Source organism: Sphingomonas sanguinis NBRC 13937, assembly GCF_001591005.1.
Taxonomy (GTDB): Bacteria; Pseudomonadota; Alphaproteobacteria; order Sphingomonadales; family Sphingomonadaceae; genus Sphingomonas; species Sphingomonas sanguinis.
Genome location: NZ_BCTY01000031.1, coordinates 13517 through 38490 on the forward strand (window position 1 = coordinate 13517; position 24974 = coordinate 38490).

The window sequence follows — 24974 nt, forward strand, 5'->3', positions numbered from 1 at the left end:
ACCATGCTCACCACCATCCTCGCCGCGGGCGGCGCAGCGGCCGGTGCCGAAAATCCGTACGGCCTGGGCCAGGCCCTGAAGGAAGGCGGCCTCATCTCGCAGTCGGTGTTCACCATCCTCTGCTTGATGTCGATCGTCTCCTTCTACATCCTGTTCTCGAAGCTGTTCGAGCAGCAGAAGATCATCAACCAGGCGAAGCGCGTCCGTCAGAGCTTCTGGTCGTCGAACTCGCTGCGCGAAGGTTCGGCCAAGCTCGAGAAGAACTCGGCCTATAAGCAGATCGTCGACGACGGTCTGGCCGCGCAGGACCAGCACTCGAAGCTGACCGATCCGGTCGAAGCGCATGACTGGCTGCACGGCTCGCTGGCGCGTTCGGAAGCCGCGATCAACTCGAAGCTGGGCGGCGGTCTCGCCTTCCTGGCGACCGTCGGTGCGACCGCGCCGTTCATCGGTCTGTTCGGTACCGTTATCGGCATCTACCGCGCGCTCATCAAGATCGGCTCGTCGGGCCAGGCTTCGATCGACGCCGTCGCCGGTCCGGTCGGTGAAGCGCTCATCATGACCGCTCTGGGTCTGGTCGTCGCGGTTCCGGCCGTGCTCGCCTACAACTGGCTGCAGCGTCGCAACAAGGGCATCGCCGAAGACCTGTCGTCCTTCTCGAACGACGTGCTGGGCTTCCTGGCCTCGAACGGTGCGGTTCGTCCGGCCATTGCCGGTGCCGCCAAGCCGGCCGCCGTCAAGGCTCCGGCTGGCACCACCACGGCCGGTCAGGCCGGTGGCGTTCAGACCCGCGCCTGAGCTTAAGGGGGCGGAGCGGCGGTTTTCGGATCGTCGCTTCGCCACCCCCCGCCGGTCCAGTTCGGATCGGCGATAGAATGCATGGATAGGATAGCTCTCTCATGGCGATGAGCGTTGGCGGGGACTCCGCCGAGAAACCGATGTCGGAGATCAACACGACGCCCCTCGTGGACGTCATGCTGGTTCTCCTCATCATCTTCCTGATCGCGGTTCCGGTCGTGATTCAGACCGTCAAGTTGAAGCTGCCGAACGTCCGCTTCGACCCGACGACGACCAAGCCGGAAAACGTGTCGCTCTCGGTCACCAGCGAGAATGGCCAGTGCAAGGTCTATTGGGGTCTGAGCCCCGTGACCTCGACCGAGCTGCGCGACCGCGCGGTGGCGAAGCTGAAGGCCGAAGTCGAACGGCTTGGCCCGAACATCACGCCGGATCAGCTGCCCGAGGCGCATATTCGCGGCGACGTGAATGCGCCCTACCGTTGCATCGGCGGCACCATCTATACGATGCAGTCGGCGGGTTTTTCCCGCGTCGGCTTCATCTCCGAGCCGCCCCCCGGCGGCAACCCCCGCGCCTGATCGGCCGGGCGGACACAATAGGAGTTAGCACGCCATGGCAATGAGCGCCGGATCTGATGATGGCGAGCCGATGATGGACATGAACACGACGCCGTTGATCGACGTCATGCTCGTGCTCCTCATCATGTTCATCATCACCATCCCGATCCAGACTCACGCGGTGAAGGTCGACCTCCCCGTCAACTCGCCCAACAATCAGCCGATTGTGAACAGCGAGAAGAACAAGGTGGGTATCGACGCTGCTGGCATCGTGACCTGGAACGGTGCCCCGGTCGACGAAGTGACGCTGCGCCAGTATCTGGACCAGACCGCTTCGATGAACCCGGAGCCCGAACTGCACTTCCAGCCGGCGCCCGACGCAAAGTACGCCAAGGTCGACGAGACCCTGGCCGTGATCAAGCGTTCGGCGGTCAAGAAGCTCGGCTTCATCGGCAACGAGCAGTATCGCAACGACTTCTGATCCTCCGCGATCAGGTCGATGACGAATATCAGGCGGTCTCTCCGGAGGCCGCCTTTTTTCGTTTGCGGAATTGAACCGGAGATCTCGCCACTCCGCTCCATCCTGACGGCCATCCGATTTTACCGGTAGCAGAGCCTGGACGACCCTTTTGGCGCAATGGGGCGGAAGGGGAGGCACTCGGTTGTCCTCTCGAGCGGCTCCTCTCAAGGCCCTTTGCCGAATGCGAGAATCCGGCATGGCGCTACCTTCTAGCCACGCATCTTTCGTTGCTTGCGCATGTTTCGTTGCTTGCGCATGTTTCACAAAAGTGACACTCTAAAGTCACAAAAATGAAACATAGGAGAATGGATATGCGTGGAGTCGTTTCGGTTTTGCTTGTGGCAGCGGCGGGCATGGCGGCCCCGGCCATGGCCCAGGACTCGTGGCCGCAGCGCACGGGGTTTCAGGAAATTGCCGCAGGGAATTTCCTGGGTGCAGAGCGAACCTTGATGGAAGAACGCCGCGTCAGTCCGAAGAGCCCTGAATTGATGCTCAACCTCGCCGCCGTCTATGCCAAGACCGGTCGCGCCGCCGATGCGCGCGCGCTGTATGACGCCGTGCTGCAGGAAAAGCCGATCGCGATGGATATGCCCTCGGGCGCGATCCTGTCGTCGCACACCGTGGCCCGCACCGGGTTGCGCCATCTGCCGCAGGCGATCGCCGCGCGGTAAGTCCCAAAGGCAGGTCCAGGCGGCGACACGTCTGGACTTGCCCTACAGACAGGGCGCGACGGTGCCGCGTCCGGCCTTTACGCCTCTGCCTACGGTTTTGATCGCGTCACGGGTCGATGCCAGCCATCAGGCAGCCAAGGCAATCATCTTGTGCCTGGCCCGGCCCAGAGGGCAAGCCACCCTCATGCTTTCCATGGAGAACTTCGCGGGTACGAGCGTTTTGCTGGTGTCAGGCCCGCCCCGCGCGATGCCAAAGCCTTACAGACGAGGCAGGGTCACACCGCGCTGGCCCATATATTTGCCCGCCCGGTCGGCATAGCTGGTCTCGCAGGGCTCGTTGCCCTTCAGGAACAGGAACTGGCATGCGCCTTCATTGGCGTAGATTTTCGCGGGCAGCGGCGTGGTGTTGGAGAACTCCAGCGTCACATGTCCCTCCCAGCCCGGCTCCAGCGGCGTGACGTTCACGATGATGCCGCACCGCGCATAGGTCGACTTGCCCAGGCAGATGACCAGCACGTCGCGCGGTACGCGGAAGTACTCGACTGTGCGCGCCAGCGCGAAGCTGTTGGGTGGGATGATGCAGACATCGGTCTTGCGGTCGACGAAGCTGTTCGACGCAAAGTCCTTGGGGTCGACGACCGCGCTGTCGACATTGGTGAAGATTTTGAACTCGTCCGCGACCCGCGCGTCATAGCCATAGGAGGACAGGCCATAGCTGATGCAGCCGTCGCGGCGCTGGTTCTCGACGAATGGTTCGATCATCGCCTGGTTCTGTGCGGCTTCGCGAATCCAGCGGTCGGACAGGATCGACATCTTCATTTCCTTCAGGTTTGGCCGCTCATCGCCGGATCGCGGGGGGAGGGCAAGCGCCAACCTCGGAAAAGCGGCCTGTGGTGGACGTCACGTCAAGCGGTACGATGCTGTCCATGCCTAGCATGCCTATCGGGCGCTCTGGATTTCCGGATCGGGGCGGCGTTGCTGATTGCCCCGGATTCTAAGGGGGGCGGGGTGTGATGCGCGGCTGGCACCATTCCTCGCGGTCACTTCAGCGGAGAGGTGTCGCGGTTCGTCCAAACGCATATTGCCGCGATACGCGCCAAGAGAAGAGCTGGCGGCCTAAGGTGGTGGGTTCACGCGAAGTCGCGATGCCGCGAAGAAGAATGATGTTCGCGCGGAGGCGCAGAGACGCGGAGGCGGGGTATCCGATCGTAAGCGATGACCGGTCATCGCCAACGGGCGGGAGACTTTAGTTCCTCTTCTCCGCGCCTTCGCGTGAAAAAATCAGTTGGCGTCACGGCGTGAGCGGCAGGTCATTTGCCACCACGACGGCGCCAAAACTCACGAAGATTGGTTCGCGCAGAGGCGCGGAGGACGCAGAGAGCGCGTGGACGGCCATTGGCAATGGCCAGTTCTCGCTGAAAATGGGCTCTAGACTTCTTCTCTACGTACGCTGCGTCTTTCCGCGCGCCCCGCAAAAGGTCAGCCGATCCCCAGGTCCGCCGGGCCGAACGCGTCCGGCAGAAGCTCGGACAAGCGATAGGTGCGTACCGCGTCGCCCTCGGCCGATCCGCAATAGACGGGCAGGTCGCGGCCACCCATCTGAGCGGCTTCGTTGATGACCTGGCGACAGCGGCCGCAGGGGCTGACCGGGGTGGTGCCGGTCGGCTTGCCGTCCGCGTCCATCGCTCCGCCGATGACGCCGACCGCAACGATCTGACGCAGCCGCCCCGCCGCCGAGGCGGTGGCGATGGCGACAGTCTCGGCGCAGAGCGACAGGCCGTAGCTGGCATTCTCGAAATTGGCCCCGGTGATGACCGAGCCGTCCTCCATCAGCAACGCCGCGCCGACCGCAAAGCGGCTGTACGGCGCATGGGCGTTGCGTGCAGCGACGCGGGCGGCGGCAATGAGGGCGTGAGGATCGGTGGCATTCATGGCGTGACGACGTCCCAGTTGACGGGGCCTTCCACCCCCTCGACCCGGCGGAAATCGCTGGCACGCCACATGCGCCAGGGGCGCGCGGCATAATCGGGCTTGAACAGATTGCCGACCGACCAGACGGGGCGGGGCAGCGCGGCGGTGATGCTATATTCCGACTCGAACGCTTTCGATACGCGCAACATCACCGGTTTGGCGGTGTGGGTCTCGACCATCGCCACGAAGCGGGTCAGGTCGGCGATCAGCTTGGCGCGGTCGGGCCGGGCGGTGCAGTCGTCGTGGAAGGACAGATCGATGGCGGCGGGCAGGGCGTCCCCTGCGCGCGGCACGAAGATGTTGAAGGCATCGGCCTGCGCGGCGGCGGGCTGGCACAGCGAATAGATATGGATCGCGCCGCGCCGCATCCCCGCCTCGGGCAGCGCGTCCCAATTCCCCTCGAAGGCGGCATCGCGTCGATCGGTGCCCGAAGTCGCGACGATATAGGCGAAGTCCGCGCCGTTCGCGCGCAGGGTGCGCCATTCGACCGCAGGCGGGTTTTCGGGCAGGTCGATACCCTGCAGCGGATAATGCTCGGTCGAGGGCTGCCAATGCGTCACCCAGTGCCGCCCGCCCGCGCTGACCGCGCCCAGGGCCAGCAGCCCGGCACCGATTTTCCAGAGAATCGCCATCAGTTGCGGATATGCAGGACGCAGAGCAGTGTGAAGAGGCGACGTGCGGTATCGAAATCGACCTCGATCTTGCCGGTCAGCCGCTCCTTCAGCATCTGCGCCGAGTCGTTATGGATGCCGCGCCTGGCCATATCGATCGTCTCGATCTGTTGCGGCGTGGCGGCGCGGATCGCCTGGTAGTAGCTGTCGCAGATCGCGAAATAATCCTTGATCGGCCGCCGAAAGCGTCCGAGCGCCAGCACCAGCGTCTCGATATGCGTGCCGTCCTCGCGGTGCATATGGATGCCCAGGCGGCCTTCTTCGGACTCCAGCTTGATGCGGTAAGGCCCGGCATAGCCGTCGGGCTGGGGCCGCTGGGGCGCGAAATAATTTTCCTCGATCAGGTCGAAGATCGCGATCCGCCGCTCCTGCTCAACATCGGCCGAGCGCCAGCCCAGGCTGCGCTCGTCAAGGTCGATAGAGATGATCCGCGGATCGGCCATCCGGCAGGGATAGTCGCGAAGCGCGTGCGCCGCAAATCCCGCGCTGATCGACTGAATGCGTTTTCATCCGGGGCCAGTCCGCGCTAACGCCGAAGAAATGGCCACCCTAGCATTTCAGAACCCCGCTGCCGCCACCGAGCCGCAGCAGCTTCCCCGCAATATCGAGGCGGAGGCCGCGCTGCTGGGCGCGATGATGATCGACAACCGGCTGGCCGACGATCTGGTCGATCGTCTGGACCCGGAGCATTTCTTCGAGCCCGTCCATGGCCGGGTGTTTTCCGCGATCAAGAACCTGCGCGCCACCGACATGCTGGCGACGCCGGTCACGCTGCGCCCCATGTTCGAGGCGGACGAGGGGATGAAGGCGCTGGGCGGTCCGTCCTATCTGGCGCAGCTGACGGGCTCGGGCGCGGGCCTGATCGGCGCGCGGCAGTTCGCGACGCAAATCTATGATCTGGCGATGCTGCGCGCGCTGGTGACGGTGGGCCGGACGCTGGTCGACCGGGCGATGGACACCTCGGAGGAGGTGAACCCGCGCGCGCAGATCGAGCTGGCCGAGAATGAGCTATTCAAGGTCGCGGCCGATGGCGGCTCCGAAAATGCGGTGAAGAGCTTCTCCCAGGCCACCACCATGGCGGTGAAGAATGCCGAGCGCGCACTCAATTCGGGCGGCCATGTCTCGGGCATCACCACGGGTCTCGACTCGGTCAATGCCAAGATCGGCGGTATGCACCGGTCCGACTTGATGATCCTGGCGGGCCGTCCGGGCATGGGCAAGACTTCGCTGGCGACCAACATCGCCTTTAACGCCGCGCGCCGCTGGATGCGCGACATGCAGGACGGCATCCCGCCCTCCGAGTCGGTCGGTGCCAAGGTCGCGTTCTTCAGCCTCGAAATGTCGGCCGACCAGCTGGCGACGCGTATCCTGGCCGAGCAGTCGGGGATCAGCTCCGAAGCACTGCGCATGGGCAAGATCAGCCGCAACGAGTTTGCCCAGCTCGCGGCGGCCGCCGCCGAACTGGAGCAGTTGCCGCTGTTCATCGACGATACCGGCGGCCTTACCATCTCCGCGCTGCACACTCGCGTCCGGCGTTTGCAGCGGCGGCTGAACAACGAGCTTGGACTGGTCGTCGTCGACTATCTCCAGCTGCTGACCGGCTCGGGCAAGTCGTCCGAGGGCAATCGCGTGCAGGAAATCTCGGAGATTTCGCGCGGTCTGAAGACACTGGCCAAGGATATGAACGTGCCGGTGCTGGCGCTGTCGCAGCTGAGCCGTGCGGTCGAACAGCGCGAGGACAAGCGGCCGATGCTGTCCGACCTTCGTGAATCGGGCTCGATCGAACAGGACGCCGACATGGTCTGGTTCGTGTTCCGCGAAGACTATTATATGATGCAGCGCGAGCCCAAGCGCCCGATGGAAGGCGATGACGGCAAGGTCTTCGAGGACCACGCCAAATGGGCGACCGAGGTGGAGCGGGTCTATGGCCTGGCCGAGCTGATCGTCGCCAAGCAGCGCCACGGTGCGACCGGCAAGGTGGTGATGAAGTTCGATCCGACGATCACGCGCTTTACCGACTTCGCGGGTTATTGAGGCCGCTGGGACCGTTCGCTCCGTGCGAATGGTCCCAGAAAAATGCGCCTTCGTTGGAACGCGGGGTGCGGCCGCCTCCGGCGCTCCGTCAGGCCGGCTGGTAGATTTTCGTCACCGCTCCGCCGGGAAAGGCGATGGCCTCGGCCAGATGCAGCGCAAGTGGCGAGTCGAGGTCCGAAAACAGCGCTTCGCCACGTCCCAACGCCACGGGCACGACCAGCAGAGCGAACCGATCCACCAGCCCATGCGCGATCAGGCTGCGCGCGAAGCAAACCCCGCCATGCGCGATGATCGGCCCGCCCAACTCGGCCTTGAGGGCCGCGATCTCCTCGCCCAGATCGCCGCTGGCGACATAGGCATTGGCCCAGCTCTCGCCGTCTGGCGGCAGGGTTGCCGCGTCCGGCGCGATCTCATCACCCTCGCGTGAAAACACGGCCTTCGGGATCGCGTTCATGGGCGCGGCAAACGCATCGGTTGATCCCGGCCAATGGTCGGCCATCGCGTGAAAGGTCTCGCGCCCCATGATGTGCAGACCGGCCTGGGCGAGATAATCGACGCTCCAGGCCTTGGCGGCCGGGTCCTGTCCGAACATCCAGCGATTGTCGCCATCGGCGGCACTGACGAAACCATCGAGCGACATCGTCATCTTCAGGATCAGTTCGCGCATGGGCACCTCCGTTCGCAAGGTGAAACGGCCAGCGTTACCGGTGTATCCCGGCGGCCCATCCGATCTCCGTCCTGCTGCGACCACCGCCTGGGTCTGGACCATCGCCCGAGGATAGTCGCACAAGCTGACTGGCATGCGGTCGTCCGCGCGAATCCGGTGGATGGTCCGCTCGAGCGCTTTTCATCCTGGCGCCGTGAATGGCAATCGAGATCGTCATCACGACATGGCCATGGACTCGGACAGGGTGCGTAACGCATCCTGTGATCTGGGTTAAGGCGGGGGCGGGCATGGACGAAGGTCTGCGGACGGCGATCGAGGGAGCGTATGCGGCCGCGCTCGATGACGGGCGATGGGCCGATTGGACGTGGCAGACCGCCTCGATGCTTGGCGGGGCGTGCGGCGCCTTCCATGTGGTCGAGGCGCCGGGTGTCCTTCGGCACCAGCAGATATTGCTCAAGAACCCGGCACCACTTGAACGTTATGTTGCCGAGGATATTGGCCGCCTCGATCCGCAGCTTTCCTATGTGGCGCGCTTGCGCCGCCCAAAGGTCTTTACCGATACGGATCATGCGGACCGCGACGATCCAACCACGCGCGCATATTTCGCCTGGCAGGCCGCGAACGGCAAACTGCAACATTATCTGACCGCGACCGTGCCGCTGGACGGCGGGCGTATCTGTGCCGGTCTGTCCGTTCACCGGCATGTCGAGGATGGGGCCACGCCGACGGAGGCGCGCCACAGGCTGGAGATGCTGTTGCCCGATATCCAACGGGCGCTCGAACTCGGCTTCGTTCATGCCGCCAAGCTGACCCATGCCTATTGGGAAGGCCTGCTGACCCGGCGCACCGAGCCATGTCTGCTGCTCGGTGAGCGGGGAACCGTGTTGCGGGCCACGCCGCCCATGGAGGCATTGCTGCGTCATGGCGATGGTTTGCAATGGAGGCGAGGGCGGCTGACCTGTGGCGGCGGTATCGCCGATGCGGTGCTCGATCGGTTCATCGGGCTGGCGACGACGGGCGCACGCGCGCCGGGCACCTGTCGCATCGATCGCCCGTCGGGCAAGTCGGCCTATATCCTGAACGCCTATCCCCTGCACGGACCGGCGCGCCCGGTGGCGCCGCTGGAGGCCGTCGCGCTCGTCACCCTGATCGACCCCGACACCGCACCGCAGGCATCGCCGGAGCGGTGGCAACAGGCGTTCGGGCTGACCCGGCGGGAAAGGGATCTGGCCGAGCAGCTGGTTGCGGGCCATTCGCTGGAGACGGCGGCGAACAGCCTGGAGATGAGCGTGTCGACCGCACGCGTCCATCTGCGCCACATCTTTTCCAAGACCTATACGGGACGTCAGGCCGAACTGATCCAGCTGCTCGCGCGGATCGGAACTTGACCTTCCGATTCAGGAAGCCGGGATCGGCCGATGTATCCCGCATTCCACCTTGTCAAAGCCGCGCCAGCGCCCGGCGCGCGGGTCTTCGCCGGGCTTGACCTTGCTGGTGCAGGGCGCGCAGCCGATCGACAGATAGCCTTGCGCCTCCAGCGGGTGGCGCGGCAGGTCGTGCTCCGCGAAATAACCGTCCAGCGCGGCCTTGTCCCAATCCGCCAGGGGGTTGAGCTTCAGCCGTCCCTTTTCGACCTCGAACCGGGGCAGCGCGCGGCGCGTACCTGCCTGAAAGCCCTTGCGGCCCGAAATCCATGCCTCGAACGGAGCCAGGCCGCGCGCCAGCGGTTCGACCTTGCGCAACTCGCAGCAACCATCGGGGTCATAGCCGTGGCGGATGCCGTCGGGGTCCTTGGCGGCCAGCAGCGCGGGGTCCGGCTGGATGACGCGGACGTCCAGCAGGCCCAGTCGCTCGACCAGCGTGTCGCGATAGGCCAGCGTTTCGGGAAACATCTTCAGCGTGTCGGTGAAGACCACCGGCGTCGCCTGATCGGCCTGTGCGACCATGTGCAATAGCACGGCGGACTCTGCCCCGAAGGACGACACCGCCGCGATCTGCCCGTGCAACTCGCCGGTCAGCAGCGTGCGCAGCATGTCCGGCGCGGGCACACCGGCAAACCGCGCTTCATACGCCGCCGCATCCTCCGCCGTGTAAGCAGGCCGCACGTCGATCCGGTCGAGCGCGCGCTCAGCCATGGCGCAGCTTCCACACCGGCACGCGGGCGTCGGCGGCCTTCTGATAGGGCTGGGGATAGAGCGCCAGCAGCTTGGTCAGCGTGGCGGCATCGACCGGCTTTTCTGGCGCGAAGCTGTCGAAGCCGCAGCGGCGCATATGCGGAATCTGGTCGACCAGCACGTCACCCGCCGCGCGCAACTCGCCCTCGAACCCCGCCTCGCGCAGAATGCGCGCCGCCGAATAGCCGCGCCCGTCGCGAAAGGTCGGGAAGCTGATCTCGACCAAAGCGATCTGTCCCAGATGCGGCAGGAGTTCGCGCGCATCGTCGCCCGCCTCGAGCCGGACGGCGGTGGCGTTGGTCTGGCCCAGGAACGCGTCCAGCGTCACCGCCGGTTCGTCATGCACCACATCGTCGCGGAAACGCAGCAGCGTTGCGCCCGCATCGGTGTTCACGGTGATGGGATCAACCATAGATCGCTTCCTTGAACGGCTGCATGCCGACGCGGCGATAGGTGTCGAGGAAGCGCTCACCGCCCTCGCGGAGTTCGACATAGCGGTCGGTCACGCGCTCGATCGCATCGACCACGCCGTCCTCGTCGAAGCCGGGGCCGGTGATCTTGCCGAGCGAGACATCCTCCGCGCCCGATCCGCCGAGCAACAGCTGGTAATTCTCGGTGCCCTTCTTATCGACGCCCAATATGCCGATATGCCCGGCATGATGATGGCCGCAGGCGTTAATGCAGCCCGAAATCTTCAGCTTCAGCTCGCCCAACTCGCGCTGCCGCCCGGCGAAACGCTCGCCGATCTTCTGCGCCAGCGGAATGGAGCGGGCATTGGCGAGACTGCAATAATCCAGGCCCGGGCAAGCGATGATGTCGGAGATCAGGTCGAGATTCGCCTCGGCCAGCCCCGCCTCGCGAAGCGCGGTCCAGATCGCATACAGGTCGGCCTTACGGACATGCGGCAGGACGATGTTCTGCGCATGGGTGACGCGCAGCTCGTCATGGCCGTAGCGCTCGGCCAAATCGGCCATCAGGTCGATCTGGTCGGCCGAGGCGTCACCGGGGATGCCGCCGATCGGCTTCAGGCTGATCGTGACGATGGCATGGCCCGGCTGCTTGTGCGCCGCCACATTCTGGTCCAGCCAGACCGCGAAATCGGGGTCGGAGCGGTCGACCGTGTCGGGCGCATCGCTGGCGAAGTCAGGTCCCGCGAACATGGCGGTGATCCGCTCCAGCTCGGCGAGCGGCGGGTCGATGCCGAGGTCGCGAATGGCAGCAAACTCTGCCTCCACCTGCTCGCGATACGCGTCCACGCCGATCTCGTGCAGCAGGATCTTGATCCGCGCCTTGTAGATATTATCGCGGCGGCCATAGCGGTTATAGACGCGCAGGCACGCTTCCAGATAGCTCATCAGATGGTCGGCGGTGATGAAGTCCTTCACCTCATGCGCGATCATCGGGGTACGGCCCATGCCGCCGCCGACGAAGATCTTGGCGCCCAGCACGCCGCCCTGCGTCAGTAGCTGGATGCCGATATCGTGCAGCCGCATCGCCGCGCGATCCTCATCCGCCGCGATCACCGCGATCTTGAACTTGCGCGGCAGGTAGGTGAATTCGGGGTGGAAGGTCGACCATTGCCGCAGCAACTCGGCCCAGGGACGCGGATCGGCGACCTCATCGGCGGCGGCTCCGGCGAACTGATCCGACGAGATGTTGCGGATGCAATTGCCCGAGGTCTGGATGGCGTGCATCTGCACCGTCGCCAGCTCGGCGAGGATATCGGGCGCATCGGCCAGCTTGATCCAGTTATACTGGATGTTCTGGCGCGTGGTGAAATGGCCGTAGCCGCGATCATATTTGCGCGCGATATGGCCCAGCATCCGCATCTGGCGGCTGTCGAGCGTGCCATAGGGCACGGCGACGCGCAGCATATAGGCGTGCAGCTGGAGATAGAGGCCGTTCATCAGCCGCAGCGGCTTGAACTGATCCTCGGTCAGCGCGCCCGACAGGCGGCGTTCCACCTGGTCGCGAAATTCCTCGACACGCGCATCGACGATGCTCTGGTCATATTCGTCATAGCGATACATGAATGGCTCTCTCAGATAACCCAGGCGCCGGCGTCCGCATCGGCGGGCTTCAGCGTCAGGTCGGGGCGCACCGTGGGGCCGAGCGCGCGGATACGGTCCTTGATATGGGCGGGGCGGGGGCCTTGTTCGGTCGCCTCGGCATCGATCAGATAGGGGACGTTGACCCGGCGCGCGCCTTCCTCGGCGCGCAGGATCGCCTCGCCTTGGCCGCCGACATCGACCGCATCCTCGATATGGCGCGACCAGTCGCGCCCCGTCCACCAGACGACATCGCCGGTGCCCAAGTCATTGCCCGTCAACAGCTTCATGCGCTCATTCCTTCCGCCACGCGGGCCCAACGCGCGAGCTTGTCTTCGGCATCCGAGAGAGTCACGACTTCACCGACGACGATGATCGCCGGGCTCTGCACCTTCTCGCGCTCGACCATCGGGCCGAGATCGGCGAGCAGCGTGCGAATGGCGCGATGGCCCTCCAGCGTGCCGCGCTCGAGCACGGCGACGGGCATGTCGGGGGCGACGCCATCGGTCATCAACTTGTCGGCGATGCCGTTCGCGGTCGCCACGCCCATATAGATGACGAGGGTGCGTCCCTGGCCCGCCAGTCCCGACCAGTCCTGATCGGTCAGCCCCTTGCATTGGCCCGCGACGAAGGACACGGCCGAGCTATGGTCGCGGTGGGTCAGCGGCAGCATCGCCTCCGCCGCGCAGCCGAGCGCGGCCGAGACACCGGGGATCACCTCGACCGGAAGCCCGGCGGCGCGCACCGCCTCCACCTCTTCGCCACCGCGCCCGAAGATGAACGGGTCGCCGCCCTTCAGCCGCACGACGATCGCGCCGGTCTTCACATGCGCGACGATCAGCGCGTTGATCGCGTCCTGCGACAAGGTGTGCCGCGCGCGCCGCTTGGCGACCGAGATGCGCTGCGCCTGCGGAGGGGCGAGGTCGAGGACGCGCGGATCGATCAGCCCGTCATGCACGACGACGTCGGCGGTCTTCAGCGCCTCGACCGCGCGCACGGTCAACAGGCCCGGATCGCCGGGCCCGGCACCGACAAGGATCACGCGCCCCCGCGCGGTGGGATCGAGAAGACTAGCCATGCTGCAACAGATGCCCCTCCGCCCGCGCCGCCACAACCGAGCGATGCTTTGGGTGGGGGTAGATCAGCTTTCGGGGCGCATGCAGACGAGTTTGCCGAGAGGCATATCAAATAGTTGAGCCTCCTCGTTGTCGATCCCCGGCCCCGTGAACGGCGCGGAGGATGTCGTATGGCGCACCCAGTTTCGCGCGCGAGCAGCTCCGCAACGGCGTCCGCGCGCTGGCGAGTCCTGTGCGGCGTCGCCGCTTGGGCAATCGTCGATCAGCACTCACATGGCGGGCGGTCAGGCCGCCGCACCGGGGTCGGCCAGCGCCTCACCCATCGCCCGGACTCGCGCGATCTTGTCGTGCAGCATCCCCCAGTCGTCCGCATCCGCGATCGGTGCCCAGATCGCTTCCACCTCATCGATCAGCATCGATTCCGGCTCGCCCTGCCAATAGGCGTGATCGCGGGCGCGGCGGGGGGCATAGGGCTCGATCAAGTCGCGCAGGCTGTTCCACGTCTCGTCATAGGAGTCCGGCACTTGTCCGCCGAACAGGTCGAAATAGACGCGGTGAAGCGGCGCATCGCTGGTGCGCAGCGCCTGCTCGAAGATCTGGACGAGCGCGCGGTCCTCGGTCCCCCCGCGCGGGGCCACGCCCAGCCGCCACAGGATCGCGGTCACGATCTCGGCCTGATAGGCGGTCGCGAACCGATCCAGCGCGGCGATCAGCGGTTCGCTCTCCGCGATCAACCGCAGGCTGGAGGCGAGCTGCATCACGTCCCACTGGATCGCCTCGGGCTGGCGGCCAAAGGCGTAGAGGCCCATCTGGTCGAAATAGGCGGCGGTGAAGCCCGCGTCCCAGCTCGGCGCGAACCGCCACGGGCCATAGTCGAAGCTCTCGCCGGTCACGTTGATATTGTCGGAATTGAGCACGCCGTGGACGAACCCGGCGGCCATATAGCGTGCGGCGAGCCTGGCGGTGCGCTCCGCCACCAGGGTCAGCAGCCGGACGGGATCGTCCGATACCTCGCCATAGAAGTGGCGCAGGACATAGGCGACCAGCCGCCGCATCCCTTCCTCGTCACGCTCAAAGGCGAGCCGCTGGAAACTGCCGATGCGGACATGGCCATGGCTCATCCGCACCATGACGGCCGAGCGGGTGGGGGAGGGCTCGTCGCCCCGGTGCAGCGCCTCGCCCGTCTCGATCAGCGAGAGCGTGCGCGAGGTGGGGACGTTCAGCGCCTCCAGCATCTCGGTCGCCAGGATTTCGCGGACCCCGCCCTTCAGCGTCAGGCGGCCGTCACCGGAGCGGCTGTACGGCGTCTGCCCCGATCCCTTGGTGCCGAGTTCCAGCAACCGGCTGTCACGCGCCACCATTTGCGCGAAGGTGAAGCCGCGCCCGTCGCCGAGATCGCTGTTGTAATGGCGAAACTGATGCCCGTGATAGCGCAGCGCCATCGGCCCGGGCAGCGTGTCGGGCAGAGGGGCGAACCGGCCGAAATGCTGCGCCCATTCGTCATCGGTCAGCGTCTCCACGCCGATTTCGGCGCCGGCGCGGTCGTTGCGATAGCGGATGATGGTCTGCGGAAAATCCGCCGCCTCCACCGGATCGGCGAGAAAATCGGCCACCTCGGTCAGGGCGGTGGACGGGCGATAGGCTTGCGGGGATACGGGCATAAAGCGATATGGAGGCGGCACCGGAGGACCTTCAAGCATGATCCCTCATGAGAATCGATATTGGTGGTCGAAAGACGGCCTGCGGCTCCATGCGCGCGACTATGAGGGGGACGACGCGCTGCCCCCGGTCATCTGCCTGCCGGGCCTGACCCGCAACGCGCGCGACTTCGAGGGGCTGGCCGAGGCTCTCGCGGGCCGCGCGCGGGTGATCGCGGTCAGTTTCCGCGGGCGGGGCGAAAGCGCCTATGCCAAGGACCCGATGAGCTATGTGCCGCTCACCTATGTCCAAGATGTCGAGGCGATGCTGGACGAACTGGGCATTACCCGCTTCGTCGCGGTCGGCACCTCGCTGGGCGGGATCGTGACGATGATCCTGGCGGCCACCGCCCGCGGGCGGCTGGCGGGGGCGGTGCTGAACGATATCGGGCCGGAGATCGAGGCGGCGGGCCTGGCGCGCATTCGCGGCTATGTCGGCAAGGGACAGAGCTTTCCGACCTGGCTGCACGCCGCGCGCTGCGTCCAGGAGAATAACGAGGACGTCTATCCCACCTGGGGCGTCGAAGACTGGCTGGCAATGGCCAAGCGCACGCACCGGCTGACGAGCGCGGGACGGATCGTGCTCGATTATGACCTGAAGATCGCCGAGCCGTTCCGGGTGCCCAACACCGAAGGCGGGCCCGATATGTGGGCGGCGCTGGACGCGCTGAACGGCGTGCCGACCCTGGTGGTGCGCGGCGAGCGGTCGGACATCCTGAGCGCGAACGTCGCGGAGCGGATGGTCGAGCGACTGTCGCCGTCCGAACTGGTGACGGTGCCGGGTGTCGGCCACACGCCGCTGCTGACCGAGCCCGAGGCGCTGGCCGGGATCGGTCGCTTGCTCGACAAGGTGGCAGCGTAGGCCGATTCTCTTCCTCCCCTGCAAGGGGAGGTGTCGCGCGAAGCGTGACGGAGGGGTGTCCCCGATGGTGATTTCGGTCCGACCTCGCAAACCGTGACACCCCTCCGTCAGGCCTTCGGCCTGCCACCTCCCCTTACAGGGGAGGAAATTGGTGCGGGCGGTTTTCAACGCCGCCGCCCCCCGCTAATCCCGCAGGCATGGCCCGTCCGCTGAACATCCTGCATCTCCACTCCTCCTTCTCGCTGGGCGGCAAGGAGGCGCGTGCGGTCGCGCTCATGAACGCCTTTGGCGATGCGGCGAAGCACACTATCGTTTCGGCCATGCCCGACGAGCTGGGCGCGCGCGATTCCATCGCCAAGGGCATACGCTATGAGATTGCGCAGGAGGCGCCGCCCTTGACCGGCAAGCCCTCGGTCAAGCGGTATGAGGCGATCGCCGCCTATATGCGCCGTTTCGACCTGGTGCTGACCTATAATTGGGGCGCGATCGACGGGGTGATGGCGCGGCGCGTCTATCCCAAGGGCGCGCCGCCGCTGGTCCATCACGAAGACGGGTTCAACGCCGACGAGGCGCGCGGCCTGAAGATCGAGCGCAACATCTATCGCCGCATCGCCCTGTCGGCGGCGGATGCGCTGGCGGTGCCGAGCCATATCCTGGAGGGCATTGCGCGTCAGACCTGGAAGCAACCGGACGAGCGGGTCCACCGCATCCCCAACGGCATCGCCACCGAGCTTTATACCCGCGATCCCGACCCCAAGGGCATTCCCGGCTTCGTCCGCCAGCCCAAGGAGACCGTTATCGGCGTGCTGGCGGGCCTGCGTCCGGTCAAGAACCTGCCGATGCTGGTCCGCGCGATGGGCGGCATCCCCAACCGCTTCCGCCTGGTCATCGTCGGCGAGGGGCCCGAGCGCGCGAATATCCAGCAGGCCGCCGCCGCGATGGGCATCGCCGACCGGCTGGTCATGCCGGGCTTCCTCGAACGCCCGTACAATTACATCCGGCATTTCGACATCGTCGCGCTGTCGTCCCTGTCGGAACAGGCGCCGATCTCGGTGCTGGAAGGGATGGCGGCGGGCCTGCCCATCGCCTCGCTGCCGGTCGGCGATGTGCCGCTGATGGTGTCGGAGCCCAATCGCCAGTTCATCGCCGACGCCCCCAACGAGGTGCGTCTGCGCGACGTGATCCAGGCGCTGATCTCGCATCCCGAGCTTCGTGCCGAAGCGGGCGCGGCCAACCAGGCGCGGGTGCGAGCCGAGTTCGACCAGGCGCAGATGATCGCGCGCTACAAGGCGCTGTACGAGCAGGTCCTGGGGCGGCCCGGCGCGCTGGGCTGATCGTCCACACCGGGGCGTGCCTTTAATTCTCCTCGCTAAGCGATCCTAACACGCTATATGAGACCCTTTCGGACCAGTAAGGTGAAGACGTGTTCAAAGGCCTAAGCCCCATCCTGTACAACGGCCGCGAGGTTTGGCCGCTGATCGAAGGCGGGAAGGGCGTTGCTGCGACCAATCACGCTTCTGCCGGTGCCTGGGCGGCGGCGGGCGGCGTCGGCACCGTGTCGGCGGTGAACGCGGACAGCTACGACGCCGAGGGCAAGATCATTCCCCAGATCTACCGCGCGCTGACCCGGCGCGAGCGGCACGAAGAACTGATCGAATACGCCATCGAGGGCGCGGTCCAGCAGGTGAAACGCGCCTGGGACATTGCCGGTGGCAAGGGCGCGATCAACATCAATGTGCTGTGGGAAATGGGCGGCGCGCAGCGGGTGCTGGAAGGCGTGCTGGCACGCACCAAGGGGCTGGTCGCGGGCGTCACCTGTGGCGCTGGCATGCCCTATAAGCTGTCCGAGATCGCGGCGCATCACCAGGTCAGCTATCTGCCGATCGTCTCCTCGGGCCGCGCCTTTCGCGCGCTGTGGAAGCGCGCCTATTCCAAGGCGGCGGAATGGCTGTCGGCGGTGGTGTATGAGGACCCCTGGCTCGCTGGTGGCCATAACGGCCTGTCCAACGCCGAAGACCCCTTGCAGCCCCAGGACCCGTATCCGCGCGTGAAGGCGCTGCGCGACACGATGCGCGAGGGCGGGATTTCCGACGACGTGCCGATCGTGATGGCGGGCGGCGTCTGGTACTTGCGCGACTGGAACGACTGGATCGACAATCCCGAGCTGGGCAAGATCGCGTTCCAGTTCGGCACCCGTCCGCTGCTGACCCAGGAAAGCCCGATCCCCGAGGATTGGAAGCAGCGGCTGATGACGATCGAGCAGGGCGATGTCCTGCTCCACCGCTTCTCGCCGACCGGTTTCTATTCCAGTGCGGTGCGCAATCCCTTCCTGCGCAATCTGGAGGCGCGTTCGGAGCGCCAGATCGCCTTCTCGACCCAGGAAGCGGGCGACCATGTCTTCCAGCTCGACGTGGGCGTGAAGGGCAAGAACTTCTGGGTGACCAAGGGCGACCTGCTGCGCGCGCGCGAATGGTTCGGCGCGGGCTTCACCATGGCGCTGAAGACGCCCGACAACACGCTGGTCTTCGTGACGCCGGAAGAGGCCAAGGAAATCCGCAAGGACCAGGCCGACTGCATGGGCTGCCTGTCGCAGTGCCTGTTCTCGAGCTGGGCCGATAGCGAAACCAACTCCACCGGCCGTCTCGCCGACCCGCGCAGCTTCTGCATCCAGAAGACGCTGCAAGAGATCGCACATGGCGGCGATGTCGAGCAGAACCTGATGTTCGCGGGCCACGCCGCTTACAATTTCAAGCGCGATCCCTTTTACTCGAACGGGTTCGTGCCGACGGTCAAGCAACTGGTCGACCGTATCCTGACCGGCGACTGATCGCGGCGATCAGACATTAATGAGGGGGGCTTTCCTGAACCGGAAAGCCCCCCTTTTTGCATCAGTCGGCGACGGTGCCGACGACCGCCCCGGCGGTGCCGCCGACCGCTGCGCCCTTCTGTACGCTACCCCCAGTCGCGGCGGCGACACCCGCGCCACCAGCGCCACCGATCGCGGCGCCCTTCAATGTCGAACAGGCCGACATCGACAGCGCGGTTGCGGTGAGGGTGAAGGCAATGGCCAGCTTTTTTATAAGGGTAGCTCCTGTTGGGATGACAGGAGGGGAATGCCGCCCGCCCTCTGCGGTTCCGCGTTGCAACATTTTGAAACGGATCGAGAAACGCCGTGACAGGGCAAAAGGACGCTGGGCTGGAAGTGCGGGCTGCCTTTGACGATCCGGGTTGAAGCGATACGATAATCGCGATACCTGTATTGCTTGGGCAATACAGTTCCTCATGTATTCGGGAACTGTGCCCGGAACGACGGGAGCGGGGTAAGCGCATGACGAGCACGTCACGCAGAATGGGGTCGCGCGACACCTATGTCCGGCGGGCGGTCTCTGCCGTCGCGCTGGCACTGGTCCTCGTTGCAGCCCCCCTCGCTGCCAAGGCTCAGGCGGTGCCTGCATCCGTTGCTGCGGATCGGGCGTTGGACGTGGCGCTGAATGCCTATCTCGACGCCGCGACCCGGAACGAGCAATTTTCGGGCACCGTGCTTCTCGCGCGGGACGGCAAGCCGGTCTTCCTGCGCAGCTATGGCATGGCAAATTATGAGCTGAGCGTCCCGAACGGTCCCGACACGGTGTTCCGCCTCGCTTCGATCACCAAGCAGTTTACCGCGCTCGCCGTCATGCAGCTTCAAGAGCAGAACAAGCTCCACGTCGACGATCCGATCTGCCGTTATCTGGTCGACTGTCCGGCCGCATGGCGGCCGATCACCATTCGCCAGTTGCTCAACCACATGTCGGGCATTCCCAACTTTTCCAGCCTGCCCGAATGGGACGAGGTGCTGTCCCGGCGCGACTACACCCCGACCGAGCTTGTCGCGCTGTTCCGCAACCTGCCCTCGAAATTCGCGCCCGGTGAAAAGTACGACTATTCCAATTCGGGCTATCATCTCCTCGGTCTTATCATCGAGCGGACCTCGGGGATGCCTTGGGGCGCCTATGTCAAGCAGCACATATTGATACCAGCCGGGATGACGCACAGCGGGGACGATAATAGTCGCGCCATCGTTCCACACCGCGCGTCGGGCTATTATTCGCTTGGCACCACCTTTATCAACGCGCCGATCATCAGCCATACGGTCGGCTATGCTGCGGGTGGACTCCACTCGACCGTGGGTGATTTGCTGCTCTGGGAGCGAGCATTGGCGCCCGGCAAATTGGTCAGCCAAGCGTCCCTTGATGCGATGTTCACGCCAGCGAAGAACAATTACGGCTTTGGCTGGCGGATCGGGGAGCGGTTCGGCCGCCGCGAGATGGACCATTCCGGAAGCGACAACGGCTTCTCGACCTACATCATCCGATTCCCCGCCGATCGGCTGACCGCGATTGTGCTGAGCAACAGCGATCGTGCCTCGGCGAGCAAGGTTGGCAATGCGATGGCCGCCATCGCCTTCGGTCAGCCGACACCGCTGCCCGTCGCGCAGCTCCGAGAAATTCTCTGGGACCGGATCGATCGTGGCGGCGTCACCGGCGCCATCGCGCTGTATCGGGAACTGAAACAGTCGGATGCCAAGCTCGACTTCAGCGACGACGCGCTGGTGGGGCTGGGCTATGATCTTTATGAAGCCCAGCGCTATGCCGACGCCAAGGCGATTTTCCGCTTCAACCTGACGATCTACCCCAAATCCGCTTATAGCCATGACGGCTTGGCGGACATCGCCGTCGCCGAGGGGGATCGCGAACAGGCGATCAGCCTGTTTCGCCAGTCGCTGGCGCTCGATCCGACCAATGTCTATGCCAGCGATGCGTTAAAGCGGCTGCAAGCCTCGCCCCGCTAGCGGCCCAGCCCTAAAGCCACCCCTCCAACACCTGATCCGGCGGACGGTGGCCGTCGGCCCAGCTGCGGATATTGGCGATGACCTTCTCGCCAGAGGCGACACGACCCTCCAGCGTGGCCGAGCCCATATGCGGGGTCAGCACGACATTGGGCAGCGCCAGCAGGCGCGGGTCGATTTCCGGCTCGTGCCGCCAGACGTCGAGGCCCGCACCGGCCAGTTGGCCCGCCTCCAGCGCATCGACCAGCGCGTCCTCGTCGACGATGCCGCCCCGGCTGGCGTTGATGAGATAGACATGGGGGCGCATCAGGGCGATGCGGCGGCGGTCGATCAGGTCGTGGCTGTCGGCATTCAGCGGCGTGTGGATCGACACGATGTCGACCGCGCCCAGCATCGCGTCGAGATCGGGATGCCAGGTCGCGCCCAGCTCCGCCTCGATGCTGGCGGGAAGGCGGCGGCGGTTGTGGTAATGGATCGACAGGCCGAAGGCGCGTGCGCGCCGGGCAACGGCCTGGCCGATCCGCCCCATGCCGACCACGCCCAGCGCCTTGCCGCCGATCCGGTGGCCGAGCATCCCGCCGGGGCTCCATCCCTTCCAGCCGCCCGAGCGAACCAGCTTCTCGCCCTCGGGCAGGCGGCGCGGCACCGACAGGATCAGCGCCATGGTCATGTCGGCGGTGTCCTCGGTCAGGACGCCGGGGGTATTGGTGACGATGATGCCCCGCGCGCGGGCCGCTTTCAGGTCGATATGGTTCACGCCCGCGCCGAAATTGGCGATCAGCTTCAGCCGGGGCCCGGCACTGGCGATCAGATCGGCGTCGATCGCGTCGGTCACGGTCGGCACCAGCACGTCGCAATCGGCCATGGCGGCGGCCAGTTCGTCGCGGTGCATCTTTTCGTCCGAGCGGTTTAGCTGCGTATCGAACAGCGCGGCCATCCGCTCCATGATCGGATCGGGCAGCTCGCGGGTGACGACCACCCTGGGGTTCAGGCAGCGGCGTGGATCGGTCATGGGCACGGATTGGGCCAAGCCCGCCGGTCCGTCAACCGGGCATGCGCCGCGCGTCTGCGAACATGGTTGAAGCGGCGGCCCGGCTCGGCGTAGAGGCGGGACTGGGCGGGCAGGTAAAAGGATAGACGATGCGCAGGTCGATGGCCGGGCTGGCACTGATCGCGACGACGCTGTCGATGGATCTGGCGACGGGGCTGACCGCGCCGGCCGCCATCGCCGCGTCCGAAAAGCGCGCCATGCCCTATTATGGTTCGATCGGGGCGACGCTAGCCCGGATGCGCACCGGCCCGGCGCGCGCCTATCCCGCCAGCTGGACCTATCGCCGCCAGGACCTGCCGGTAAAGGTGGTGGCCGCGTTCAAGGAATGGCGAAAGGTGCAGGACCCCGATGGGACCGAGGGCTGGATGCTCGCCGTCCTGCTGCGCAACACCCGCACCGCGATCGTGCGCAGTTCCGACCCGCTGCCGATGCGCGCCGCCCCGGACGAGGGCGCCAAGACGCTATGGCGCGCCGCGCCGGGCGTGGTCGGGCGGATCAGCGAGTGCAACGGGGCCTGGTGCCGGTTCGATGTGAAGGGGCAGGCGGGCTTCGTGCCGGTCGGTTCGATCTGGGGTGTCGATCCGGGGGAAGTGTTGCCGTAGAAGTTCCTGTTCGCGGAGGCCGGTCTCTGTGAGACTCCTTGCCCTCCCCCGGCCCCTCCCGCCTGCGGGAGGGGAGAAGAAGGGGGGGCTGATTAGGTCCACAATCATGGATGCGATCCCATGGCTCGCCCCAAGCACGCCCTTCCCGCAGGCGGGAGGGGATGGGGGAGGGCCGCGATGGCCTCGATGAAACTCCAGACCCTTGCCGGGCTGCGACAGCGAAGCAAAAGCTTACAACAACTCCACCGCCATCGCGGTGGCTTCGCCGCCGCCGATGCAGAGCGAGGCGACGCCGCGTTTGGCCCCCTTTGTCTCCAGCGCCGACAACAGGGTCGCGAGCACCCGCGCGCCGCTCGCGCCGATCGGATGGCCAAGCGCGCAGGCGCCGCCATGGACGTTCAGCCGGTCGTGCGACAGGTCCATGTCGCGCATCGCGATCATCGCGACGGCCGCGAAGGCTTCGTTGACCTCGTAGAGATCGGCATCACCGGTCGACCAGCCCGCGCGCTCCAGCGCCTTGCGCATCGCGAAGACCGGCGCGGTGGTGAAACGGGCAGGCGCATGGGCATGGCCAGCCTGCGCCACGACCCGGGCGATGGGGGTGAGGCCCAGCCGCTCGGCGACGCTGGCGCGCGTCATGACCAGCGCCGCCGCTCCGTCCGAGATGGAGGAGGCATTGGCTGCGGTGATCGTGCCGTCCTTGGCAAAGGCGGGCTTCAGCGTCGGGATCTTGGCCGGATCGCCCTTGGCGGGTTGCTCGTCGAGGCTGATCTGCTCCTCGCCCTTACGCGTCTTGATGGTGACCGGCACGATCTCGCGGTCGAACGCGCCGGAGGCCTGCGCCGCCTTGGCGCGTTCCAGCGAGGCGATGGCGAAATCGTCCTGCGCCGCCCGCGTGAACTGATAGTCCTGCGCGGCCTCCTCGGCGAAATGGCCCATCAGCCGCCCGCGCTCATAGGCGTCCTCCAGCCCGTCGAGGAACATATGGTCATAGAGCGTGTCATGGCCGATGCGCGCGCCGCCGCGATGCTTGTGGCTGAGATAGGGGGCGTTCGTCATGCTCTCCATGCCGCCCGCGACGATCAGGTCGGCCGATCCCGCCGCCAGCGCCTCGGCCGCCATGATCGCGGCCTGCATGCCCGATCCGCACATCTTGTTGACCGTCGTCGCCTCGACCTGTTCGCCCAGACCCGCGAAGATCGCCGCCTGGCGCGCCGGGGCCTGGCCCAGCCCGGCGGGCAGGACGCAGCCCATATGGATACGCTCGATGGCGGACGGATCGACGCCCGCCCGCTCGACCGCGCCCTTCACGGCGGCGGCGCCCAGCTGGGTCGCGGACAGGCCCGACAGGCTGCCCTGGAACGATCCCATGGGGGTGCGGGCATAGGACAGGATGACGATGGGGTCCGTCATGGGGACATGCTCTCCAAACAGGTATGTTTTGATGTCGTTGTTGGCCGGGCCTGTACGCCTTTTGCTCGGGCGGCGCAAAGGGGCTAGGGCGGTGGCCATGGCGTTCGGGGCGGCATCGGCGGTGTGGGCCATGTTCTATGGATTGGCGGGCGCGATCGTCGGATCGTTCGTCGCCGCGCTGGTGCTGCGCTGGCTGGAGGATCGCTCAGTCATGGCGGGGCGGTCGGTGTGCGATCATTGCGGGGGGACGCTGCGGCCCTGGGAGCTGGTGCCGGTCCTGAGCTTCGCTGCCCTGCGCGGCCGCTGCGCGCGGTGCCGAGAGCCGATCGATCCGGTGCATTGGCGGATAGAGGCACTGGCGGCGTTGATCGGCGCATCGGCGGGTTGGGTTGCGGGGCCCGATGGCTGGATGGGGGCGCTGTTCGGCTGGTCGCTGCTGGCGCTGGGGGCGCTGGATGCAATGGCCTTCTGGCTGCCGGATCGGTTGACCCTGTGGCTGGCGATGACGGGCGTCCTGACCGGTTTGCTTGGCCAGACGCCGCCGCCGGGCGATCGGCTGGTCGGCGGGGTGATCGGTTTCGGTGGGCTCTGGGCCATTGGTGCGTGCTACCGGTGGTGGCGCGGACGCGAAGGGCTGGGCGGTGGCGACCCGAAGCTGTTGGGAGCGATCGGCTTGTGGCTTGGCTGGCGGATGATTCCGGGGGTGCTGCTGGTCGCCTGCATCATCGGGCTGGGTTTCGTCGGGATGCGGTTTGTCATGGGACGCGGGGCGCGGGGGCAGGACATGGTACCGCTGGGTCTGCTGCTGGCACTGGCGGCTTACCCGGCCTGGGTGATGATGATAGGAATGACGCCATGATGCTCCTGACGATCGTCGCCATGGCGCAAGCCGCCGCCGCGCCCGTTCTGGGCACGCTGCCCAAACAGTCCCTCCCGGACAGGGGCTGTGCCGCCTATCTGTGGACGGTGCAGGACCAGCGTTTCGTCGCCATGGTCGAGCCGGGGCGGCTACGGGTGATGCTGGACGGCAAGCAGGCCGATCTGCCCGCCGCCGAGGTCGGAGGCACGGGCGCGCTGGGGCTGGCGAGCACCACCCGCTATGCCGGGCAGGGCGTCACCGCCACGCTCGACATGACGATCACCCAGCGCGAAACGCTGCAGGACGGGGCCATCGTATCGGACGCGACGATCCGCCTAGCGCGCGGAAATCAGGACGAAATCGTCGTGCCGGTCGGCGGCATGGTAGGGTGCGCGCCAACGGCCCGTTGATCCGCGGAGGGAACTTCGCGGGGCCTCCCCGCGTTGGCGGATCGTTGGGGGATCGTTCCGAATAACGG

General features: G+C 66.0%; 27 protein-coding genes. 13 read left to right on the forward strand and 14 right to left on the reverse strand.

Annotation, left to right across the window (positions count from 1 at the left end; all coding sequences use genetic code 11):
- Positions 1 to 3: 3 nt before the first annotated feature.
- The 4 genes from SSA01S_RS12775 to SSA01S_RS12790 all read left to right on the forward strand — a co-directional run bounded on the left by SSA01S_RS12775 (position 4) and on the right by SSA01S_RS12790 (position 2543).
- Complete coding sequence (locus tag SSA01S_RS12775; RefSeq protein WP_061780630.1) at positions 4 to 798, forward strand: MotA/TolQ/ExbB proton channel family protein; 795 nt, start codon at positions 4 to 6, stop codon at positions 796 to 798.
- 101 nt (positions 799 to 899) lie between these two features.
- Positions 900 to 1373, forward strand: a complete 474-nt coding sequence (locus SSA01S_RS12780) for an ExbD/TolR family protein (RefSeq protein ID WP_058717752.1) — start codon at positions 900 to 902, stop codon at positions 1371 to 1373.
- Positions 1374 to 1407: 34 nt separating this feature from the next.
- Entirely contained in the window at positions 1408 to 1833 is a 426-nt protein-coding gene (locus tag SSA01S_RS12785; RefSeq protein WP_058717753.1) for an ExbD/TolR family protein, read from the forward strand.
- Between the two features lie 350 nt (positions 1834 to 2183).
- The gene (locus SSA01S_RS12790; protein WP_061780653.1) at positions 2184 to 2543 is read left to right on the forward strand and encodes a tetratricopeptide repeat protein; all 360 of its coding nucleotides are present in this window, start codon (positions 2184 to 2186) and stop codon (positions 2541 to 2543) included.
- A 258-nt stretch (positions 2544 to 2801) separates the two neighbouring features.
- On the opposite strand, the gene dcd is transcribed toward SSA01S_RS12790, so the two are convergent.
- The 4 genes from dcd to SSA01S_RS12810 form a co-directional block, all read right to left on the reverse strand.
- The gene (gene dcd / locus SSA01S_RS12795) at positions 2802 to 3356 is read right to left on the reverse strand and encodes a dCTP deaminase (RefSeq protein WP_058717772.1); all 555 of its coding nucleotides are present in this window, start codon (positions 3354 to 3356) and stop codon (positions 2802 to 2804) included.
- 666 nt (positions 3357 to 4022) lie between these two features.
- Positions 4023 to 4475, reverse strand: a complete 453-nt coding sequence (locus SSA01S_RS12800; protein ID WP_061780631.1) for a cytidine deaminase — start codon at positions 4473 to 4475, stop codon at positions 4023 to 4025.
- Positions 4472 to 5146, reverse strand: coding sequence for a GH25 family lysozyme (locus SSA01S_RS12805; protein WP_061780632.1), 675 nt, complete (start codon positions 5144 to 5146; stop codon positions 4472 to 4474). Before SSA01S_RS12805 ends, SSA01S_RS12800 begins: the two co-directional genes overlap by 4 nt.
- Positions 5146 to 5628, reverse strand: coding sequence for a UPF0262 family protein (locus SSA01S_RS12810; protein WP_061780633.1), 483 nt, complete (start codon positions 5626 to 5628; stop codon positions 5146 to 5148). Before SSA01S_RS12810 ends, SSA01S_RS12805 begins: the two co-directional genes overlap by 1 nt.
- A gap of 97 nt (positions 5629 to 5725) precedes the next feature.
- On the opposite strand from SSA01S_RS12810, the gene SSA01S_RS12815 reads away from it, so the two are divergent.
- Complete coding sequence (locus tag SSA01S_RS12815) at positions 5726 to 7219, forward strand: replicative DNA helicase (protein WP_056430330.1); 1494 nt, start codon at positions 5726 to 5728, stop codon at positions 7217 to 7219.
- Between the two features lie 88 nt (positions 7220 to 7307).
- On the opposite strand, the gene SSA01S_RS12820 is transcribed toward SSA01S_RS12815, so the two are convergent.
- Positions 7308 to 7886 carry a dihydrofolate reductase family protein gene (locus SSA01S_RS12820; protein ID WP_061780634.1) on the reverse strand — a complete coding sequence of 193 codons (579 nt, stop codon included), beginning with the start codon at positions 7884 to 7886 and terminating at the stop codon, positions 7308 to 7310.
- 287 nt (positions 7887 to 8173) lie between these two features.
- On the opposite strand from SSA01S_RS12820, the gene SSA01S_RS12825 reads away from it, so the two are divergent.
- Positions 8174 to 9274, forward strand: a complete 1101-nt coding sequence (locus SSA01S_RS12825; RefSeq protein WP_061780635.1) for a helix-turn-helix transcriptional regulator — start codon at positions 8174 to 8176, stop codon at positions 9272 to 9274.
- A 9-nt stretch (positions 9275 to 9283) separates the two neighbouring features.
- Here the strand turns inward: SSA01S_RS12825 and SSA01S_RS12830 are convergent, their stop codons facing one another.
- The 6 genes from SSA01S_RS12830 to SSA01S_RS12855 form a co-directional block, all read right to left on the reverse strand.
- The gene (locus tag SSA01S_RS12830; RefSeq protein WP_061780636.1) at positions 9284 to 10021 is read right to left on the reverse strand and encodes a phosphoadenylyl-sulfate reductase; all 738 of its coding nucleotides are present in this window, start codon (positions 10019 to 10021) and stop codon (positions 9284 to 9286) included.
- Positions 10014 to 10472, reverse strand: coding sequence for a DUF934 domain-containing protein (locus SSA01S_RS12835; protein ID WP_061780637.1), 459 nt, complete (start codon positions 10470 to 10472; stop codon positions 10014 to 10016). The genes SSA01S_RS12830 and SSA01S_RS12835 overlap by 8 nt, the downstream gene beginning before the upstream one ends.
- The gene (locus SSA01S_RS12840) at positions 10465 to 12090 is read right to left on the reverse strand and encodes a nitrite/sulfite reductase (RefSeq protein ID WP_061780638.1); all 1626 of its coding nucleotides are present in this window, start codon (positions 12088 to 12090) and stop codon (positions 10465 to 10467) included. The genes SSA01S_RS12835 and SSA01S_RS12840 overlap by 8 nt, the downstream gene beginning before the upstream one ends.
- 11 nt (positions 12091 to 12101) lie before the next feature.
- On the reverse strand, positions 12102 to 12398 hold the full coding sequence (locus SSA01S_RS12845) for a DUF2849 domain-containing protein (protein WP_056430319.1): 297 nt from the start codon (positions 12396 to 12398) through the stop codon (positions 12102 to 12104).
- Positions 12395 to 13186 (reverse strand): uroporphyrinogen-III C-methyltransferase, encoded by a 792-nt coding sequence (gene cobA / locus SSA01S_RS12850; RefSeq protein WP_061780639.1) that lies wholly within the window; start codon positions 13184 to 13186, stop codon positions 12395 to 12397. The genes SSA01S_RS12845 and cobA overlap by 4 nt, the downstream gene beginning before the upstream one ends.
- 282 nt (positions 13187 to 13468) lie before the next feature.
- On the reverse strand, positions 13469 to 14845 hold the full coding sequence (locus SSA01S_RS12855; RefSeq protein WP_061780640.1) for a protein adenylyltransferase SelO family protein: 1377 nt from the start codon (positions 14843 to 14845) through the stop codon (positions 13469 to 13471).
- A 37-nt stretch (positions 14846 to 14882) separates the two neighbouring features.
- Between SSA01S_RS12855 and SSA01S_RS12860 the strand changes: the two genes are divergently transcribed.
- The 3 genes from SSA01S_RS12860 (at position 14883) to SSA01S_RS12870 (ending at position 18570) form a co-directional block, all read left to right on the forward strand.
- On the forward strand, positions 14883 to 15743 hold the full coding sequence (locus SSA01S_RS12860) for an alpha/beta fold hydrolase (RefSeq protein ID WP_061780641.1): 861 nt from the start codon (positions 14883 to 14885) through the stop codon (positions 15741 to 15743).
- Between the two features lie 197 nt (positions 15744 to 15940).
- Positions 15941 to 17077 (forward strand): glycosyltransferase family 4 protein, encoded by a 1137-nt coding sequence (locus tag SSA01S_RS12865; RefSeq protein ID WP_061780642.1) that lies wholly within the window; start codon positions 15941 to 15943, stop codon positions 17075 to 17077.
- 89 nt (positions 17078 to 17166) lie between these two features.
- On the forward strand, positions 17167 to 18570 hold the full coding sequence (locus SSA01S_RS12870; protein WP_061780643.1) for an NAD(P)H-dependent flavin oxidoreductase: 1404 nt from the start codon (positions 17167 to 17169) through the stop codon (positions 18568 to 18570).
- A 61-nt stretch (positions 18571 to 18631) separates the two neighbouring features.
- Here SSA01S_RS12870 and SSA01S_RS19830 read toward each other — a convergent pair whose 3' ends face one another.
- Positions 18632 to 18775 carry a hypothetical protein gene (locus SSA01S_RS19830; RefSeq protein WP_167348918.1) on the reverse strand — a complete coding sequence of 48 codons (144 nt, stop codon included), beginning with the start codon at positions 18773 to 18775 and terminating at the stop codon, positions 18632 to 18634.
- Between the two features lie 296 nt (positions 18776 to 19071).
- On the opposite strand from SSA01S_RS19830, the gene SSA01S_RS12875 reads away from it, so the two are divergent.
- Positions 19072 to 20574 carry a serine hydrolase domain-containing protein gene (locus tag SSA01S_RS12875; RefSeq protein ID WP_082795075.1) on the forward strand — a complete coding sequence of 501 codons (1503 nt, stop codon included), beginning with the start codon at positions 19072 to 19074 and terminating at the stop codon, positions 20572 to 20574.
- Positions 20575 to 20584: 10 nt separating this feature from the next.
- Here SSA01S_RS12875 and SSA01S_RS12880 read toward each other — a convergent pair whose 3' ends face one another.
- Entirely contained in the window at positions 20585 to 21583 is a 999-nt protein-coding gene (locus SSA01S_RS12880; protein ID WP_058753374.1) for a 2-hydroxyacid dehydrogenase, read from the reverse strand.
- A 128-nt stretch (positions 21584 to 21711) separates the two neighbouring features.
- Here SSA01S_RS12880 and SSA01S_RS12885 point away from each other — a divergent pair, with 128 nt between their 5' ends.
- The gene (locus SSA01S_RS12885; protein WP_082795076.1) at positions 21712 to 22224 is read left to right on the forward strand and encodes an SH3 domain-containing protein; all 513 of its coding nucleotides are present in this window, start codon (positions 21712 to 21714) and stop codon (positions 22222 to 22224) included.
- Positions 22225 to 22455: 231 nt separating this feature from the next.
- On the opposite strand, the gene SSA01S_RS12890 is transcribed toward SSA01S_RS12885, so the two are convergent.
- Entirely contained in the window at positions 22456 to 23637 is a 1182-nt protein-coding gene (locus SSA01S_RS12890; RefSeq protein WP_061780645.1) for an acetyl-CoA C-acyltransferase, read from the reverse strand.
- Between the two features lie 97 nt (positions 23638 to 23734).
- Between SSA01S_RS12890 and SSA01S_RS12895 the strand changes: the two genes are divergently transcribed.
- Positions 23735 to 24496, forward strand: a complete 762-nt coding sequence (locus SSA01S_RS12895; RefSeq protein ID WP_061780646.1) for a prepilin peptidase — start codon at positions 23735 to 23737, stop codon at positions 24494 to 24496.
- Positions 24493 to 24906 carry a hypothetical protein gene (locus tag SSA01S_RS12900; RefSeq protein WP_061780647.1) on the forward strand — a complete coding sequence of 138 codons (414 nt, stop codon included), beginning with the start codon at positions 24493 to 24495 and terminating at the stop codon, positions 24904 to 24906. Before SSA01S_RS12895 ends, SSA01S_RS12900 begins: the two co-directional genes overlap by 4 nt.
- Positions 24907 to 24974: the final 68 nt, after the last annotated feature.

Bases quoted from the DNA above. Each gene is read 5' to 3' on its own strand.
- SSA01S_RS12895 (WP_061780646.1), top strand. From the start codon at position 23,735: ATGGCGTTCGGGGCGGCATCGGCGGTGTGGGCCATGTTCTATGGATTG.
- SSA01S_RS12815 (WP_056430330.1), top strand. From the start codon at position 5,726: ATGGCCACCCTAGCATTTCAGAACCCCGCTGCCGCCACCGAGCCGCAG.
- SSA01S_RS12840 (WP_061780638.1), bottom strand. From the start codon at position 12,090: ATGTATCGCTATGACGAATATGACCAGAGCATCGTCGATGCGCGTGTC.
- SSA01S_RS12785 (WP_058717753.1), top strand. From the start codon at position 1,408: ATGGCAATGAGCGCCGGATCTGATGATGGCGAGCCGATGATGGACATG.
- SSA01S_RS12900 (WP_061780647.1), top strand. From the start codon at position 24,493: ATGATGCTCCTGACGATCGTCGCCATGGCGCAAGCCGCCGCCGCGCCC.
- SSA01S_RS12845 (WP_056430319.1), bottom strand. From the start codon at position 12,398: ATGAAGCTGTTGACGGGCAATGACTTGGGCACCGGCGATGTCGTCTGG.
- SSA01S_RS12810 (WP_061780633.1), bottom strand. From the start codon at position 5,628: ATGGCCGATCCGCGGATCATCTCTATCGACCTTGACGAGCGCAGCCTG.
- cobA (WP_061780639.1), bottom strand. From the start codon at position 13,186: ATGGCTAGTCTTCTCGATCCCACCGCGCGGGGGCGCGTGATCCTTGTC.
- SSA01S_RS12865 (WP_061780642.1), top strand. From the start codon at position 15,941: ATGGCCCGTCCGCTGAACATCCTGCATCTCCACTCCTCCTTCTCGCTG.
- SSA01S_RS12830 (WP_061780636.1), bottom strand. From the start codon at position 10,021: ATGGCTGAGCGCGCGCTCGACCGGATCGACGTGCGGCCTGCTTACACG.
- SSA01S_RS12875 (WP_082795075.1), top strand. From the start codon at position 19,072: ATGACGAGCACGTCACGCAGAATGGGGTCGCGCGACACCTATGTCCGG.
- SSA01S_RS12775 (WP_061780630.1), top strand. From the start codon at position 4: ATGCTCACCACCATCCTCGCCGCGGGCGGCGCAGCGGCCGGTGCCGAA.
- SSA01S_RS12860 (WP_061780641.1), top strand. From the start codon at position 14,883: ATGATCCCTCATGAGAATCGATATTGGTGGTCGAAAGACGGCCTGCGG.
- SSA01S_RS12885 (WP_082795076.1), top strand. From the start codon at position 21,712: ATGCGCAGGTCGATGGCCGGGCTGGCACTGATCGCGACGACGCTGTCG.
- SSA01S_RS12800 (WP_061780631.1), bottom strand. From the start codon at position 4,475: ATGAATGCCACCGATCCTCACGCCCTCATTGCCGCCGCCCGCGTCGCT.
- dcd (WP_058717772.1), bottom strand. From the start codon at position 3,356: ATGTCGATCCTGTCCGACCGCTGGATTCGCGAAGCCGCACAGAACCAG.
- SSA01S_RS12805 (WP_061780632.1), bottom strand. From the start codon at position 5,146: ATGGCGATTCTCTGGAAAATCGGTGCCGGGCTGCTGGCCCTGGGCGCG.
- SSA01S_RS12780 (WP_058717752.1), top strand. From the start codon at position 900: ATGGCGATGAGCGTTGGCGGGGACTCCGCCGAGAAACCGATGTCGGAG.
- SSA01S_RS12855 (WP_061780640.1), bottom strand. From the start codon at position 14,845: ATGCCCGTATCCCCGCAAGCCTATCGCCCGTCCACCGCCCTGACCGAG.
- SSA01S_RS19830 (WP_167348918.1), bottom strand. From the start codon at position 18,775: ATGTCGGCCTGTTCGACATTGAAGGGCGCCGCGATCGGTGGCGCTGGT.
- SSA01S_RS12880 (WP_058753374.1), bottom strand. From the start codon at position 21,583: ATGACCGATCCACGCCGCTGCCTGAACCCCAGGGTGGTCGTCACCCGC.
- SSA01S_RS12835 (WP_061780637.1), bottom strand. From the start codon at position 10,472: ATGGTTGATCCCATCACCGTGAACACCGATGCGGGCGCAACGCTGCTG.
- SSA01S_RS12890 (WP_061780645.1), bottom strand. From the start codon at position 23,637: ATGACGGACCCCATCGTCATCCTGTCCTATGCCCGCACCCCCATGGGA.
- SSA01S_RS12820 (WP_061780634.1), bottom strand. From the start codon at position 7,886: ATGCGCGAACTGATCCTGAAGATGACGATGTCGCTCGATGGTTTCGTC.
- SSA01S_RS12825 (WP_061780635.1), top strand. From the start codon at position 8,174: ATGGACGAAGGTCTGCGGACGGCGATCGAGGGAGCGTATGCGGCCGCG.
- SSA01S_RS12790 (WP_061780653.1), top strand. From the start codon at position 2,184: ATGCGTGGAGTCGTTTCGGTTTTGCTTGTGGCAGCGGCGGGCATGGCG.